15 protein-coding genes are annotated in these 15,099 nt (G+C 63.3%); 12 read left to right on the top strand and 3 right to left on the bottom strand.

The genetic code is table 11. From position 1 onward, the window contains the following. The 9 genes from preA to EN943_RS10085 all read left to right on the top strand — a co-directional run bounded on the left by preA (position 1) and on the right by EN943_RS10085 (position 9,524). Entirely contained in the window at positions 1-1,314 is a 1,314-nt protein-coding gene (gene preA, locus EN943_RS10125) for an NAD-dependent dihydropyrimidine dehydrogenase subunit PreA (protein ID WP_027035003.1), read from the top strand. A gap of 355 nt (positions 1,315-1,669) precedes the next feature. Beyond that, complete coding sequence (locus EN943_RS10120; RefSeq protein ID WP_024501511.1) at positions 1,670-2,173, top strand: Rrf2 family transcriptional regulator; 504 nt, start codon at positions 1,670-1,672, stop codon at positions 2,171-2,173. Between the two features lie 42 nt (positions 2,174-2,215). Then, entirely contained in the window at positions 2,216-2,674 is a 459-nt protein-coding gene (locus EN943_RS10115; protein ID WP_127412493.1) for a carboxymuconolactone decarboxylase family protein, read from the top strand. Positions 2,675-2,747: 73 nt separating this feature from the next. Then, complete coding sequence (locus tag EN943_RS10110) at positions 2,748-3,125, top strand: DoxX family protein (protein ID WP_127412492.1); 378 nt, start codon at positions 2,748-2,750, stop codon at positions 3,123-3,125. A gap of 113 nt (positions 3,126-3,238) precedes the next feature. Continuing rightward, a complete protein-coding gene (locus tag EN943_RS10105; protein ID WP_127412491.1) occupies positions 3,239-4,300 on the top strand; it encodes a glycosyltransferase family 4 protein in 1,062 nt (353 codons plus the stop codon). A 49-nt stretch (positions 4,301-4,349) separates the two neighbouring features. Further along, the gene (locus EN943_RS10100; protein WP_127412490.1) at positions 4,350-6,512 is read left to right on the top strand and encodes an amylo-alpha-1,6-glucosidase; all 2,163 of its coding nucleotides are present in this window, start codon (positions 4,350-4,352) and stop codon (positions 6,510-6,512) included. Positions 6,513-6,654: 142 nt separating this feature from the next. After that, positions 6,655-8,436, top strand: a complete 1,782-nt coding sequence (locus EN943_RS10095; protein WP_127412489.1) for a trehalose-6-phosphate synthase — start codon at positions 6,655-6,657, stop codon at positions 8,434-8,436. Then, on the top strand, positions 8,433-9,215 hold the full coding sequence (gene otsB, locus EN943_RS10090; protein WP_127412488.1) for a trehalose-phosphatase: 783 nt from the start codon (positions 8,433-8,435) through the stop codon (positions 9,213-9,215). Before EN943_RS10095 ends, otsB begins: the two co-directional genes overlap by 4 nt. Before the next feature lie 60 nt (positions 9,216-9,275). Continuing rightward, entirely contained in the window at positions 9,276-9,524 is a 249-nt protein-coding gene (locus EN943_RS10085) for a hypothetical protein (RefSeq protein WP_127412487.1), read from the top strand. Between the two features lie 31 nt (positions 9,525-9,555). Here the strand turns inward: EN943_RS10085 and EN943_RS10080 are convergent, their stop codons facing one another. Both EN943_RS10080 and EN943_RS10075 read right to left on the bottom strand, forming a co-directional pair. After that, a complete protein-coding gene (locus EN943_RS10080) occupies positions 9,556-10,278 on the bottom strand; it encodes an SDR family oxidoreductase (RefSeq protein WP_127412486.1) in 723 nt (240 codons plus the stop codon). Then, the gene (locus EN943_RS10075; protein ID WP_127412485.1) at positions 10,275-11,120 is read right to left on the bottom strand and encodes an SDR family NAD(P)-dependent oxidoreductase; all 846 of its coding nucleotides are present in this window, start codon (positions 11,118-11,120) and stop codon (positions 10,275-10,277) included. The genes EN943_RS10080 and EN943_RS10075 overlap by 4 nt, the downstream gene beginning before the upstream one ends. 103 nt (positions 11,121-11,223) lie before the next feature. Here EN943_RS10075 and EN943_RS10070 point away from each other — a divergent pair, with 103 nt between their 5' ends. Then, on the top strand, positions 11,224-12,111 hold the full coding sequence (locus tag EN943_RS10070) for a helix-turn-helix transcriptional regulator (RefSeq protein WP_127412484.1): 888 nt from the start codon (positions 11,224-11,226) through the stop codon (positions 12,109-12,111). Between the two features lie 273 nt (positions 12,112-12,384). Here EN943_RS10070 and EN943_RS10065 read toward each other — a convergent pair whose 3' ends face one another. After that, positions 12,385-13,020 (bottom strand): TetR family transcriptional regulator C-terminal domain-containing protein, encoded by a 636-nt coding sequence (locus tag EN943_RS10065; protein WP_013530906.1) that lies wholly within the window; start codon positions 13,018-13,020, stop codon positions 12,385-12,387. 241 nt (positions 13,021-13,261) lie between these two features. On the opposite strand from EN943_RS10065, the gene EN943_RS10060 reads away from it, so the two are divergent. Both EN943_RS10060 and EN943_RS10055 read left to right on the top strand, forming a co-directional pair. Further along, entirely contained in the window at positions 13,262-14,590 is a 1,329-nt protein-coding gene (locus EN943_RS10060) for an aspartate aminotransferase family protein (protein ID WP_127412483.1), read from the top strand. 112 nt (positions 14,591-14,702) lie between these two features. Further along, positions 14,703-15,099: endonuclease domain-containing protein (locus tag EN943_RS10055; RefSeq protein ID WP_164778146.1), on the top strand; the 397-nt coding region annotated here is incomplete at its 3' end.

The following is a 15,099-nucleotide window of genomic DNA, read 5'->3' as shown; positions in this document are numbered from 1 at the left end:
ATGGCAGACATCCGCAACAATTTCGTCGGCATCAAGTCGCCCAATCCGTTCTGGCTGGCCTCGGCGCCGCCGACCGACAAGGCCTACAACGTCATCCGCGCCTTCAAGGCCGGCTGGGGCGGCGTGGTGTGGAAGACGCTGGGCGAGGAAGGCCCGCCGGTGGTCAACGTCAACGGCCCGCGCTATGGCGCGATCTGGGGTGCCGACCGGCGGTTGCTGGGTCTCAACAACATCGAGCTGATCACCGACCGCGACCTGCAGGTCAATCTGCGCGAGATCAAGCAGGTCAAGAAGGACTGGCCCGACCGCGCCATCGTCGTCTCGCTGATGGTGCCATGCGTCGAGGAGGCCTGGAAGGCGATCCTGCCGGTGGTCGAGGAGACGGAAGCCGACGGCATCGAGCTCAATTTCGGCTGTCCGCACGGCATGTCGGAACGCGGCATGGGCGCGGCCGTCGGCCAGGTGCCGGAATATATCGAAATGGTTGTGCGCTGGTGCAAGCAGAACACCCGCATGCCGGTCATCACCAAGCTGACGCCCAACATCACCGATGTGCGCAAGCCCGCGCGGGCGGCACATGCCGGCGGCACCGACGCGGTGTCGCTGATCAACACCATCAATTCGATCACCGGCGTCGATCTCGACAGCTTCGCGCCGCAGCCGACCATCGACGGCAAGGGCTCGCATGGCGGCTATTGCGGCCCGGCGGTGAAGCCGATCGCCATGAACATGGTGGCCGAGATCGCGCGCGATCCCGAAACCCGCGGCTTGCCGATCTCCGGCATCGGCGGCATCACCACCTGGCGCGACGCGGCCGAATTCATGGCGCTCGGCGCCGGCAATGTGCAGGTGTGCACGGCGGCGATGACCTATGGCTTCAAGATCGTGCAGGAAATGATCGCGGGCCTGGAAAACTGGATGGACGAGAAGGGGCACGCCTCGCTCAACGACATCGTCGGCCGCGCCACGCCCAATGTGACCGATTGGCAGTATCTCAACCTGAACTACGTCGCCAAGGCGCGCATCGACCAGGACGCCTGCATCAAATGCGGCCGCTGCCACATCGCCTGCGAGGACACTTCGCACCAGGCGATCACAAGCATGGTCGATGGCGTCAGGCATTTCGAGGTGATCGAGGCCGAATGCGTCGGCTGCAATCTGTGCGTCAATGTCTGCCCGGTCGAGAACTGCATCACCATGGAGCCGCTGGCAGCCGGCGTGATGGACCAGCGCACCGGCAGGCCGGTATCGCCCGTCTATGCCAACTGGACGACGCATCCGAACAACCCGATGGCCAAGGTGGCTGCGGAGTAGGGGGTCTCCAGCCCGGTGCGGCTGCTTGGCAGATCTTGGGTTCCTCGCCCCACGAAGTGGGGAGAGGTGGCCCGGCGAAGCCGGGACGGAGAGGGGCCTTCGGGGCGATTGGGAGCTGGCCGAGGCTCCTGATCGCTCTTTAACTTACTCGCGCCTTCTTCCCTCACCGGTTTTGTCTTCACAAAGGTCGTCCCCCTCTCCGTCCCGGCTTCGCCCGGCCACCTCTCCCCCGCTTCGCGGGGTGCGAGGAACCCACGTCTTGTGAAGCCATCGCCAACATGTGGAATTCGCATTTTCCTATTGCGGATAATAATTATCCACGATAAGTTATATCAAGGATAAAGGAGCCGATCCAATGAAGCTGGGCGAGGGCGTTGAGGCAGCCATCCATTGCGCTGCCACGCTGGCGAGTGTGGAAGGGAACAGCACCATGCCTGGCGCTGCTCTGGCCGAGGCCTTTGGCCTGTCGCCGAGCTATCTGCTGAAGCATCTCAACATGCTGAGCGCAGCGCGCATCCTGGAATCGGTGCCCGGGCCTGCCGGTGGCTATCGGCTGGCGCGGCCGGCCGAGCGCATCACGCTGCTCGACATCGTGCTGGCCGTCGAGGGTCGCGAGCCAGCCTTCCGCTGCGGCGAGATCCGCCAGCGCGGCCCGGTAAAGCTCGATGCATCGGCCTATGTCAAACCCTGCGGCATCAACGCCGCGATGCTGAAGGCCGAGCGCGCTTATCGTGCCGCGCTCGCCGAGACCAAATTGTCCGATATCGTGGCCACCTATGCGGCGGAAGGCGATCCAAGGTCGCTTGCTGCGAGCTGCGCCTTCGTAGAGCGCCACCAGCGGCCGCAGAAATCCAGTTAACCCCGCAGACCCAAACCCAAGCAGATTTGAAAGGACAAGAAGATGAAACAGAGGCTGCAATTTTTCGCCAAGGCGCCGGAGATCATGAAGGCTGTGTCGGCGCTCAACAAGGCGGTGGACGAATGCGGGCTCGAGGTGAGCCTGCTGCACCTGATCAAGCTCAGGGCATCGCAGATCAATGGCTGCTCCTATTGCGTCGAAATGCACAGCCGCGAGGCGAGGCGCGACGGCGAGACCGAGCAGCGGCTCTATCTGGTTTCAGCCTGGAAGGAATCGCCGCTGTTCTCGGAGCGTGAACGCGCGGCTTTGGCCTGGACGGAAGCCGTCACCCTGATCGCCAACAATGGCGTGCCGGACGAACTTTATGCACGTACGCTGGAGCATTTCTCAGAAGAGGAACTGGTCAAGCTGTCCGTTGCGCTCGGCATGATCAACACCTGGAACCGGCTGTGCATCCCGTTCCAGGCGATTCACCCGATGCCGGCGGCCAAGGCCGCCTGATTGTCCAGTTATGTTGGGAGCGCCGCCGAGAGCGCGCTCCCACTGCCTTTAAACCTTAAAAGGGGTGAGTTTGATGCCTGCCGATTTGCCTTCGACCTTGTTGTTTCTCGCTCGCCTGTTGCTCGGCGGCGCCTTCGTCTTTGCCGGCCTTCGCAACATCCAGAACGCGTCCTTCCTGACCCAGCTGATGGCCGCGCGCGGTGTGCCGCAGGCGCGGTTGGCACTGTGGGCTGGTATCGTGCTTCAGGTCGCCGCCGGTGTGCTGGTCATTGCAGGACTCTGGACGGCGATTGCGGCGGCGGTGCTGCTGGTGTTCCTCATCGTCGCCACGCCGATGTTTCACAATTTCTGGGACCATCAGGGCCCGGACCGTGCGTCCCGCATCAACGGCTTCGTCGGCAATGTCGCCCTGAGCGGTGGCTTTCTGACCCTGATCGCGCAATCCGTTTGACGCCAGTTCTATGCCGACTGCGGCTTCTGGTGCCGACGGCTCGATCATAAAATCGGAACCAATCGAGCCGTTGACGCATTTCACACCTGCATGCCCAGCATCCAGGATGAAATATGAAAATCGCCCATGTCGCGCCGCTTTATGAATCGGTGCCGCCAAGGCTCTATGGCGGAACCGAGCGCATCGTCTCCTATCTAACCGAAGCGCTGGTCGATCTGGGCCATGAGGTGACGCTGTTCGCCAGTGGCGACAGCCGGACTTCCGCGACGCTGGTACCCAGCCGGGAACGTGCGCTGCGCCTTGATCCACGTCCGCTCAAATCCGAAGTCGCGGCACATCTTTCGATGCTTGCCCAGGTGAGGGAACGGGCGTCGGAGTTCGACATCATCCACTTCCACCTCAGCCACTTCCTGCACTTTTCCTTCTTCGAGGATATTGCGGAGCGGACGGTGACGACGCCGCATGGCAGGCTGGATTATGTCGACCTGGCGCCTGCCTATGAGCGTTTCCCGCGCTTTCCCATGATTTCCATTTCGCACAGCCAGAAGGCGGGCCTTGCCAAGGCCAACTGGCTGGCGACGATCCACCACGGACTGCCGACCGGTATATACGAGCCGACTTTCGGGGCGACACCGGAAGAACCCTACCTTGCCTTTCTCGGCCGGTTTTCACGCGACAAGCGCCCGGATCGCGCCATCGAGATCGCCTTGCGGTCGGGGCTCAGGCTGAAGCTCGCGGCAAAGATCGGTGACGACGACCGCGCCTATTTCCGTGAGGTGGTCGAGCCTTTGATCGATGGCGATCGCATCGTCTATGTCGGCGAGATCGAGGAGGACCAGAAGGCGGAATTTCTCGGCAAGGCGGCCGGCCTGCTGTTTCCGATCGACTGGCCGGAGCCGTTCGGGCTTGTCGCCATCGAGGCCATGGCCTGCGGCACCCCGGTGATCGCCTGGAATTGCGGTGCGCTGCCCGAGATCATCGATCAAGGCGTGACCGGTTTTATCGCTGACACAATAGATGGCGCGGTCGCTGCGATGCCTGATTTTCTGCAGCTCGACAGGCGAAAGGTGAGGGCTGTTTTCGAAAAGCGGTTCTCCGCCAGGAGAATGGCCGGCGACTACCTGGCCGCCTATGCTGGCCTGATCGGCATCCCCAGCGCGGCGAAGGCGTCTTGAGCAGCGACGTGCTCCGGCCACGGCAACGAAACAACAGGGATCTTTGACGATGGCCCAACTCGATGAGCGCCAGCTTGATCCCGCGGTTGCGCTTGCATCGCTCGACGCCACCGCCCCTCGCGAGCCGCATCGGTTGTTTGCGCTCAAGCAGGGCGATTGCTTCGCGGTTGCCGACGCCTATGGCGACATACGTGGAGCCGGCGACGGTTTTTTTCGTGACGACACGCGGGTTCTTTCCGAATTCCGGCTGACCGTCGGCGGTAGGCAGACATCGCTGCTCGGCGCCTCGCTCAGCCAGGACAATGTCCTGTTCACCACCAATTTGACCAATCTGCCGATACAGAGCGCCGGTGGACGCGACATCCCGCAGGGAGCTATCCACATCGAACGCGTCAGGCTGCTCTGGCAGGACAGGCTGTTCGAACGCATCACCCTTTCCAATTACAGCCGGGAACATTCGACGATCAGCGTTTCCCTGCACTATTCCGCCGATTTCCGCGATATGTTCGAAGTGCGTGGCTCGACACGGCTGAAGCGCGGGCTGGCCCATGCCGCCGAAACAGACGCGACGTCGGTCCTGCTGCGCTATGATGGGCTCGATGGCCTTGCCCGCCTCTCGGCCATATCGTTCTCGCAGGCGCCGGACCAACTGAGTGCCAACCGTGCCGATTTCCTGATCGCCGTGACCAAGCGCAGCAGGAAGGTGCTCTATGTCGAGGTCGGTCCCGAGGTGGCCGACAAGCCCGACCGCGACCGGTTCCGCGCCGCTGCCGCCCGCGCCCGCTTTGGCATGCGGGCCAAACGTCGCCATGGCGCGACGGTGCGCAGCTCAGGCCGTGTCTTCAACGACTGGGTCGAGCGCGCCCGCGCCGATGTCGCGCTGCTGACCACCGAACTGGCGACCGGCCCCTATCCCTATGCCGGCATTCCCTGGTTCTCGACGGCGTTCGGCCGCGACGGCGTCATCTCGGCGCTGCAGATGCTGTGGCTCAACCCGGGCCTGGCGCGGGGCGTGTTGGCCTTTCTGGCCCAGCATCAGGCGACCGAGACATCGCCGTTCAGCGATTCCCAGCCGGGCAAGATCATGCACGAGACCCGCAAGGGCGAAATGGTGGCGCTGCGGGAGCTTCCCTTCGGCCGCTACTACGGTGGCGTCGATACGACACCGCTCTACATCTATCTTGCTTGTGCCTACGCCGATCGTACCGGTGACATGGCGTTCATCGACGGCCTGTGGCCGTCGCTGTGCGCTGCGGCCGAATGGACGGAGGAGGCGGGCCGGGAAACCGGCTTCGTAACCTACCAGCGAGCGGCCGAGTCCGGCCTTGCCAACCAGGGATGGAAGGATAGTTTCGATTCGGTCTTCCATGCCGACGGCCGCATTCCCAAGGGCCCGATCGCCCTGGTCGAAGTGCAGGGCTACGTCTTTGCCGCCTTCCGCGGGCTGGCCAAGCTTGCCCGCCGCCGTGGCGAGGACGACAAAGCCGATCACTGGGAGGACCGCGCCGAGGCGATGCGGGTGGCGGTGGAACGCGATTTCTGGCTTGACGATCTTGGCTTCTATGCGCTGGCGATCGACGGTGCCGGCGAACCTTGCAAGGTGCGGACCTCGAATGCCGGGCATCTGCTTTTTGTGGGATTGCCTGAGCCAGCGCGGGCCCAGATGGTGGCCGACCAGCTACTTTCCGCCTCCTTCCATTCCGGCTGGGGGCTGAGGACGCTTGCCGACGATGCCGTGTTCTTCAACCCGATGTCGTACCACAATGGCTCGATCTGGCCGCACGACACCGCCATGTGCGGTGCCGGCCTGGCGCATTATGGCGAGCGTGAAAGCGTGGTGCGCCTGATGAGCGGCACATTCGAATCCGCGGTCCATTTCAACATGCGGCTGCCCGAACTGTTCTGCGGTTTTACACGTGCGCCGGGCGAAGCACCCATCGCCTATCCTGTCGCCTGCCTGCCGCAGGCGTGGTCGGCGGGATCCGCCTTCATGCTGATGCAGGCCTGCCTTGGCCTGGAGATCGACGGCTGGGATGGCGAAATCCGCGTCACCCGCCCGAGGCTGCCGATCGGCATCGACACGCTCACGCTTCGTCACCTGGGCGTCGGCGAAAGAGTGGTCGATCTCACCTTCCAGCGCGTCGGCGACCGGGTCGTCGCTTTCCTTGCCGACCGCCATGAAGGGCTGGTGCCGCTCATCGTAAGGACATGATTCGGACAAAATTGGCGGAACCGATCCGAGCTTTGTGCGTTGCAAAAATACAGGTCCGAACGCTGACCACGTGGTCGGCGGACCGTTTCAAATGGGAAACACGAACAAACGGTCGCTGACGGCCGGGGTGAGTTGACGTTCAATGACAAACTACGGTGCGGACCTGCTCTGGGTTCTGATCTTCGCGAGCCTCGGTTTTTCCGCTCTTGCCGTATTCCTCTCCATATCGCGGCACCGTCGCCGCCATCCTGCTGTGGTCGCACATACGGCAGGGGAAGATGTGGCCGCGGAGGCCGCGCGCAAGGTGATACGGGAGTTTGAAAAGAATGGCCAATCGGCCGATGCCGCGCTGGTGACGTGGTCGCCCGAAACATTGCGCAAGATCCTGGCCGACGATTTGCCCGATGCGCAGGTCATCGTGGTGTCCAATCGCGAACCGTACATCCACAATGTGAAGGGCGATGGCGTCGAGTTGCTCGTCCCGGCCAGCGGGCTGGTGTCGGCGCTCGAGCCCATTACCCGCGCCTGCGCAGGCACCTGGATCGCCTATGGCGGCGGAACGGCGGACCGCCTGACCGTCGACGACCACGATCGTGTGCAGGTGCCGCCTGGCAACCCCTCCTACACGTTGCGCCGGGTCTGGCTGACGGAGGAAGAGCATCAGGGTTATTATCTCGGTTTCGCCAATGAGGGCCTTTGGCCGCTTTGCCATATCGCCTTCACCCGGCCGATTTTTCGCGCCTCCGACTGGGCTGCCTATGAAGCCGTCAATCGGAAGTTTGCCGATACGGTGGTTGCCGAAGCGCGCAACGAGCGGCCGATCGTGCTGGTCCAGGACTACCATTTCGCGCTGCTGCCGCGCATGATCCGCGAGCGCTTGCCGGAGGCGATCGTCATCACTTTCTGGCACATCCCGTGGCCAAATTCGGAAGTGTACAGCATCTGCCCATGGCGTGAACGCATCCTCGAAGGGTTGCTCGGCAGCTCGATCATCGGCTTCCACACCCAGTTCCACGCCAACAATTTCACCGAAAGCGTCGATCGCTTCCTGGAAAGCCGCATCGAGCGGGCCGATGCGGCCATCTCCTACGGCGGACGGACCACATTGGTGCACGCCTACCCGATCTCGATAGAATGGCCGGCGGACCTGCTGGCGAAACTTCCCGCTGTCGACGATTGCCGCGCTCGCATGCGCGAGAGGTTCGGCCTTAAAGCGGATGTGAAGCTGGCCGTCGGGGTCGAGCGCCTCGATTATACCAAGGGCATTCTTGATCGGTTTCACGCTTTGAACGAATTGTTCAAGCGAGAGCCTGAGTGGATAGGAAAACTGGTCTTCCTGCAGGTCGCGGCACCCAGCCGCGGCACGCTGCCGGCCTACAAGCTGCTCCATGACGAGTGCCACCGTTATGCTGAGGAGCTCAACCGGCGCTATGGCAGCGAGGGCTACAGGCCGGTGATCATGGTGGCTGAACATCACTCGCAAGAACAGGTCTACGAGATCTATCGGGCCGCCGACATATGCATGGTCACCAGCCTGCATGACGGCATGAACCTCGTCGCAAAGGAATTCGTCGCCGCGCGCGACGACGAGCAGGGCGTTTTGATGCTCAGCACATTCGCCGGCGCCTCGCGCGAATTGCTGGAGGCGCTGATCGTCAACCCTTACGATGCCGCCATGATGAGCGGAGCGCTATTGCAGGCACTGACCATGTCGCCCGAAGAACAGCGCGAGCGCATGCGGCCCATGCGCGAGACGATCCGCAACAACAATGTCTATCGCTGGGCCGGCAGCATGCTTCTGGATGCGGCGCGCTTGCGCAAGCGCGGAGACCTCGATCGGGTAACCGGTGCCGTCGGCGACCCGCCGCCCAGCGTCGACAATGTCGTCTCCATCTTTGAGCGCAGACGGATGGCAATGTCATGAGCGATACGCTGCAGAAGATGATTGGCGAGACCCTGCATGAGCCACAGGCCGTCTTGGAGAAACCGCAGCCTGTGCTGGCCGGCGATTGGGCATTGTTCCTCGACATTGACGGCACGCTGCTGGAACATGCCGAGCACCCGGACGCCGTCTCGGTCAGCGACGAGCTTCGCTCCTTGCTGCAAGGCCTGGACCGCAAGCTGAACGGGGCGTTGGCGTTCATCACGGGCCGGTCCGTTGCGGCTGTCGACCATCTGTTTCAGCCTTTGAAACTGCGCGCCGCCGGGCTGTATGGATTGGAGCACCGGCTTCTGCCGGACGCCGACGTCGAAGTCGCGGACGAGCCGGCGGATATCGCGGCGCTTGCCGACGAGATCGAGGCCGAGCTCGGTCGTGGGGCCTATATCGAGCGCAAAGGGCGGTTGCTGGCCATCCACACGCGCGCCGCCCCGCATCTGCTTCCCCGCGCGACGCAGCTTGTCGAGCAGGCGCTGGCCGGCCTGCCAAAGGGCTACCGGGTGGTTGCCGGCAACGCCGGCGTGGAATTGCTGCCGCTGGAGGCGGCCAAGGGCGCCGCGATCCGGCGTTTCATGGAGATTGCGCCATTCGCAGGTCGCCGCCCGGTCTTCCTGGGCGACGACACGTCGGATGAAAACGGCTTCGAAACCGTCAATGACGCCGGCGGCATATCGATCCGGGTCAAGCCCCCGACGCAAACCACCGCGCGGTACGGGCTGGCCGGCGTCGCCGAGACGCTGGCCTGGCTGAGAGGTCAACTTTAGGTCCAGCCGACGCAACCGTGATTGCGCCTCCTGGAAAGGACAAGGAAAGGAACGGTTTCGATGGGACGCTTTGCACAATTGGTTCGCGAGATCACGCCGAACTGGCTTCACGCTCGCTCCTCCCGCCATGATATCGCCGACGTTTCACCATCCGACGCGGATTTCAGCTGGCAAGAAGCGATCGACAACAAGATGTATGGGGCGGATACGTCCGACTATTCCCATGTGCCGGAAAAGCCTGTTTCGGCGAAACCGGCAGGCGACAGGCCCGCGGACGAGAACGATCGCGTTCCAAAGAAGGCCAATTAAGGGTCCTGTCGGAGCCCGATAGTCGCTGTTCCTATGCCGCAAATCTCAGGCCGCCGTCGCAGGTCAGCACCTGACCGGTCATGAAGCCGTTGGAGACGAGGAAGGCGATTGCGTCGCCCACGTCTTCGGCTTGGCCGACGCGGCCGACCGGAGTCTTGCCGGCATAGTCGGCAAAGATCGTTTGCTTCTGCTCCTCGGCCAGAAAATCCCACCAGGGCGTGTCGATGACGCCTGGCGCCACGACATTGACGCGCAGCGGTTTCAACTCCAGGGCCAGGATCGGCACCACGGTCAACAGCATGCCGTTGATGGCGGCGATACCGGCGACGCCGGGCGTCGCGAGCTGCGCCGAGACCGCCGAGATGAAGGTCACCGATCCGGCCTTGTTCAGCGTCGGCAGGGCCGCCTGCAGGCAGGACAACTGCGGCCGGACTTTTTCCTCCACGCCACTGCCTATGTCGCTCAGGTCAAGTGTCGGGAAGGGGCCAAGGCCCTTGCCGCCGCTGGCCGCCAGCACCAGATGATCAAAAGGACCGAGGCGCTCGAAGAACCGGGTGACCTCATCCGGCTTCGACGCGTCGAAAGCAGCCTTCTCGGCAGCACCGCCAAGGCTCTTCCAAGCGCTCTTCAACTTCTCCTCGTTGCGCCCGGTGATGGTCACCTTCATGCCCGGACCAAGCAGTTTTCGCGCCGTCGCCAGGCCGATGCCGGACGAGCCGCCGATGACGACGGCATGTTGGATTGTCTTGGTCATGAATGCTGTTCCTTCGATGTGGGGGAGGCCGGGCCGATGAGATCGAGGCTCAAGGCTCGCAACTGTTGCCTTGCCTTGGCGTCATAGGCCTGGGCGTCGGCGCGGGATTCCCGCAGGCCGTCGAAATAGAGGCCGCTTTTCCCGTCGAGCGTGGGTGACGTGGCGAGATTGAGGATGGCATCGGCGCCGGTCTCGACCGAGCTCCACGGCGTCACCCCGGCCTGCTGGACCATGGTGGTGTTCATGTAGCTCGCCGGATGCAGCGCGTTGACGGTGACGCCGGTGCCTTTTAGCTGTTCGGCCAAATCGACGGTGAACAGGTTCTGCGCCAGCTTGCTCTGGCAATAAGCGCGCACGCCGTCATAGGCGCGGGTCAGCATGACATCGCTGAAATCTATCGCCTGCTGCCCCGCCGAGGCGACATTGACGATGCGGGCCGGCGTGCTCGCCTTCAGCAATGGCAAAAGCTCACTGGTGAGCAGGAAACCAGCGAGATAATTGACGGCGAAGCGCAGCTCATAGCCGTCGGCGCTGACCTGCCTTTTGGCACCTTGGCCTGCCGTGCCGATGCCGGCATTGTTGATGAGGATGTCGAGCCGGTCCGCCCTGGCGCGCACCGCCTCGGCTAGCCGGCGTACTTCGGCCAGCGACGAGAGGTCGGCGACCAGAAGCTCGGCCTTGCCGCCGGCGGCTTCGATCTCGGTGACAACGGCCTTGCCGCGCGTTGCATCGCGGCCATGCACCAGCACACGGGCGCCCGCAGCGCCGAGCCGTTGCGCGACGATGCGGCCGACGCCATCGGTTGAGCCGGTGATGAGGATTGTCTTGTCTTTGAGTTCCATGTTCAGAGCCTCCGTTCTGTTGCTCTGAACGGAAGATGGGGCAGTTGGCGCGGGCCAAACAGTTCAAACTTTATCCTGGTATCAATACTGCTATAATACGCGCATGGAGTCCCAATCCCCCGCGGCCCCCACACATTCGGCTGAAGACAGCCGCCGGCGCGAACTCGGCGCCTTCCTGCGCTCGCGCCGCGAAAGGCTGACGCCCTCGGCCACAGGCATCGCCACCGGTCTCAGGCGGCGTACGCCGGGACTACGGCGCGAGGAGGTGGCGATGATCGCCGGCGTCGGCACGACCTGGTACACATGGCTGGAGCAGGGGCGGGAGGTCAGGCCCTCGGTCGAGGTGCTGACGGCACTTGCCGAAGCGCTGCGCCTCGACGCCGCCGAAAAACAGCATCTGTTCATCCTTGCCGACCGCCACCCGCCGGAGCGCCGTGCCGTGGCGCCGGAAAAGGTCGATGGTCCCCTGCTGCACATGCTGCAGAGCCTGGTGCTGCAGCCGGCCTATGTCGTCGGGCGGCGCTGGGACGTGCTGGCCTGGAACCCGGCGGCCGTCGCGGTGTTCGACGACTATGGCTTGCTGGAAGGGGATGCCCGCAACATCGTCCACATGGTGTTCACGAGCCCGCACCACCGGCGCCTGCTGGTCGACTGGGAGCAACTGGCGCGCACCGTGCTGGCCTCGTTCCGGGCGGCGAGCGCCCGCTATGTCGGCGATCCGGATTTCGAGCGGCTGATCGAGTTGATGACGCGTTCGAGCCCCGAATTTCGTGCCTGGTGGCCGCAGCGCGACGTCGCGCACCGGTTGTCGGGTGAGAAACATGTCCGGCACCCGAGCGCGGGCGCCATGACCTTCGAGCATATGAGCCTGTCGATCGGCGACGGCTCCGACATGAAGCTGATCGTCTACACGCCGCTCGCCGAGCAGAATTCGATCGCCAAGCTGCAGACATTGCTGGACGCGCTGCCGGCCGAGCGGCGCAGCGCCTGAAGTTGGCTGGCGGCCCCCTCGGCTTCGTCATCCACGGGCGAAGCGGACGCGGAGACCCGAGGATCCATGCCGGGACGTTTGCCGAAGAGTACTACGGAGCAATTTGGACCGTTGCGGCGCGTTGAGGTCGCGGCATGGATTCTAGGGTCTGCGCCGCGTCGCTTTGCTCCTTGCTTCGCCCTAGAATGACGAAATCAATGTGCGTTTTGGCCAATCCCCACCGTCTGGGATAGCCCGACGGCTGCCAAGTTGACCCAAGACGTGCTCTCGCTGTTACCCCTTCGGCTTCAGCCCGTCGAGAAACAGTTGCTCGAGAAATCTTGCCGCATCCTCGAAGCGGCCGTCGCCGCCGCGGTTCGGCCCGAGGACGGCGCGGACCTGGACGTCGAAATCGGCATAATGCTGCGTCGTCGCCCAGATCGAGAAGATCAGGTGCCACGGATCGGTCTTGGCGATCTTGCCGGCGCGCATCCAGCCCTTGATGACGGCGGCCTTCTCGTCGACCAACGTCTTCAACTCGCCGGCCAGGAGCGGCATGATGCGCGGCGCGCCTTGCAGGATCTCGTTGGCGAACAGCCGGCTCTCGCGCGGAAAGTCGCGCGCCATCTCCAGCTTGCGCCTGATGTAGCTGCGCAATTCGGTAAGGGGATCGCCAATGTCGTCGAGTTCGCGCAGCGGCGCCAACCAGGTGTCTAGCAGGCGCTGCATCAGCGTTTCGTGGATGTCCTCCTTGCGGCGGAAATAATAGAGCAGGTTCGGCTTCGACATGCCGGCGGCTTCGGCGATCTGGTCGATGGTCGAGCCGCGAAAGCCGTTGGTGGAGAAGACCTCAAGCGCCGCCTCCAGGATGAGTTCGCGCTTTTCCTGCTGGATGCGGGTGCGGCGAGGGGCGTCCGTGCCGATGGTCACCGTTGCAAGCCCTCGTGTTGCCAAACCTCGCGTTCAAGGTCATCTGGACCAATTCTCTGGACCAGTTTTTCCCTAGCCTGTGGAACGCACTTCAGGTGCCGCATTTCCGCTAGTAATCCTTGACCGCCGACAGGGCGGTGCTAACGTTTGTCCAATCGGTCAAAAATTTGCGTAGCATGAAAGCGCGGCAAAGACCAAGCGTTGGGCGCAGCGAAACAGTTTACAAGGGGAAGTCCTGGTCATGTCCAACCGGCTGAAAGTCACGCCGAACGATCTCAGCGCATTCTGGATGCCGTTCACGGCAAACCGGCAGTTCAAGCAGGCGCCACGCATGATGGTGTCCGCCAAGGACATGCATTACACGACCAGCGACGGCCGCAAGGTGCTCGACGGCACCGCCGGCCTGTGGTGCGTCAATGCCGGCCACTGCCGGCCGAAGATCACCGAGGCGATCCAGCACCAGGCCGCCGAACTCGATTACGCGCCGGCCTTCCAGATGGGCCATCCGATCGTGTTCGAACTGGCCAATCGCCTGGTCGACCTGGCGCCCAAGGGCATGGACCATGTCTTCTTCACCAATTCCGGCTCGGAATCGGTCGAGACGGCGCTCAAGATGGCGATCGCCTATCACCGTGTGAAGGGCGAGGGCTCCCGCACCCGGCTGATTGGCCGCGAGCGCGGCTATCACGGCGTCAATTTCGGCGGCATCTCGGTCGGCGGCATCGTCACCAACCGCAAGATGTTCGGCACGCTGCTCGGCGGCGTCGACCATATGCCGCACACGCATCTGCCGGAAAAGAACGCCTTCACCAAGGGTGTGCCGGAGTATGGCGCGGAACTCGCCAACGAGCTGGAGCGTATCGTCGCCCTGCACGACGCTTCGACCATCGCCGCCGTCATCGTCGAGCCGGTCGCCGGCTCCACCGGCGTCATCCTGCCGCCGAAGGGCTATCTGGAGAAGCTGCGCGAGATCTGCACCAAGCACGGCATCCTGTTGATTTTCGATGAGGTCATCACCGGTTTCGGCCGTCTCGGTACGCCGTTCGCCGCTGATTATTTCGGTGTCACGCCCGATATCATGACCACCGCCAAGGGCGTCTCCAACGGCGTCATCCCGATGGGCGCGGTGTTTGTGAAGAAGGAGATCCACGACGCCTTCATGACCGGCCCCGAGCACATGATCGAGTTCTTCCACGGCTACACCTATTCGGGCAACCCGATCGCCTGCGCGGCCGCACTCGGCACGCTCGACACCTACAAGGAAGAGGGCTTGCTCACCCGTGGCGAGGAGCTGGCGCCGTACTGGGAAGACGCGCTGCATTCGCTGAAGGGCGAGCCGAACGTCATCGATATCAGGAACATCGGCCTGATCGGTGCGATCGAGCTGGCGCCGATCGCCGGCCAGCCGACCAAGCGGGCCTTCTCGGCCTTCGTCAAGGCGTTCGAGCGCGGCGCGCTGATCCGCACCACCGGCGACATCATCGCGCTGTCGCCGCCGCTGATCATCACCAAGGGCCAGATCAACGAATTGATCGACCATGTGCGCGAAGTGCTGAGGTCGATAGATTGACGGACTGGGCGCGGATATCCCTCCCCCTCGAGGGGAGGGTGGCCGCGAAGCGGTCGGGTGGGGTCGGTGCGGCAGCGCGCCGACCTGATCTTTTGCTGCGAGGTCTCTGCTGATGCCCCGTACCCGCGTGAGCTTCGAAATGCGCCAGAAGGCGCGCGCGCTTCGAGTTCACGCGGGTACGGGCGAATCCCTTCTGTGGTATGAACTACGCGAGCTAAAATCGGGTAGCATCAAGTTCCGCCGCCAGTGCCCGATTGGGCCTTATATCGTCGACTTCGCTTGCCTCGGGGTGAAGCTGATCGTCGAGGTCGATGGTGATCTGCACGAACACGAGAAGGGCAAGCGGCACGATGCCGTTCGCGATGCTTATTTGCGCTCACTCGGGTTTGACGTCTTCCGCGTTGACGAGCCCGATGTCATAAACAGCGCGTGGCACGTCGCGCAGGTGGTCAAGGGGAAGGTTGAGTATATGTCAGCCGACCCCACCCGACCGCTTCGCGGCCACCCTC

It is taken from the genome of Mesorhizobium sp. M7A.F.Ca.US.006.01.1.1, from assembly GCF_003997935.1.
Classification (GTDB): domain Bacteria; phylum Pseudomonadota; class Alphaproteobacteria; order Rhizobiales; family Rhizobiaceae; genus Mesorhizobium.
This window is presented reverse-complemented; position numbering and strand designations above follow the sequence as displayed.

Excerpts from the sequence above, each read along its gene's own strand:
- EN943_RS10075 (WP_127412485.1), bottom strand. The coding sequence starts at position 11,120 with ATGGAACTCAAAGACAAGACAATCCTCATCACCGGCTCAACCGATGGC.
- EN943_RS10085 (WP_127412487.1), top strand. The coding sequence starts at position 9,276 with ATGGGACGCTTTGCACAATTGGTTCGCGAGATCACGCCGAACTGGCTT.
- EN943_RS10100 (WP_127412490.1), top strand. The coding sequence starts at position 4,350 with ATGGCCCAACTCGATGAGCGCCAGCTTGATCCCGCGGTTGCGCTTGCA.
- EN943_RS10095 (WP_127412489.1), top strand. The coding sequence starts at position 6,655 with ATGACAAACTACGGTGCGGACCTGCTCTGGGTTCTGATCTTCGCGAGC.
- EN943_RS10080 (WP_127412486.1), bottom strand. The coding sequence starts at position 10,278 with ATGACCAAGACAATCCAACATGCCGTCGTCATCGGCGGCTCGTCCGGC.
- EN943_RS10070 (WP_127412484.1), top strand. The coding sequence starts at position 11,224 with ATGGAGTCCCAATCCCCCGCGGCCCCCACACATTCGGCTGAAGACAGC.
- EN943_RS10105 (WP_127412491.1), top strand. The coding sequence starts at position 3,239 with ATGAAAATCGCCCATGTCGCGCCGCTTTATGAATCGGTGCCGCCAAGG.
- EN943_RS10060 (WP_127412483.1), top strand. The coding sequence starts at position 13,262 with ATGTCCAACCGGCTGAAAGTCACGCCGAACGATCTCAGCGCATTCTGG.
- EN943_RS10110 (WP_127412492.1), top strand. The coding sequence starts at position 2,748 with ATGCCTGCCGATTTGCCTTCGACCTTGTTGTTTCTCGCTCGCCTGTTG.
- EN943_RS10115 (WP_127412493.1), top strand. The coding sequence starts at position 2,216 with ATGAAACAGAGGCTGCAATTTTTCGCCAAGGCGCCGGAGATCATGAAG.
- otsB (WP_127412488.1), top strand. The coding sequence starts at position 8,433 with ATGAGCGATACGCTGCAGAAGATGATTGGCGAGACCCTGCATGAGCCA.
- preA (WP_027035003.1), top strand. The coding sequence starts at position 1 with ATGGCAGACATCCGCAACAATTTCGTCGGCATCAAGTCGCCCAATCCG.
- EN943_RS10120 (WP_024501511.1), top strand. The coding sequence starts at position 1,670 with ATGAAGCTGGGCGAGGGCGTTGAGGCAGCCATCCATTGCGCTGCCACG.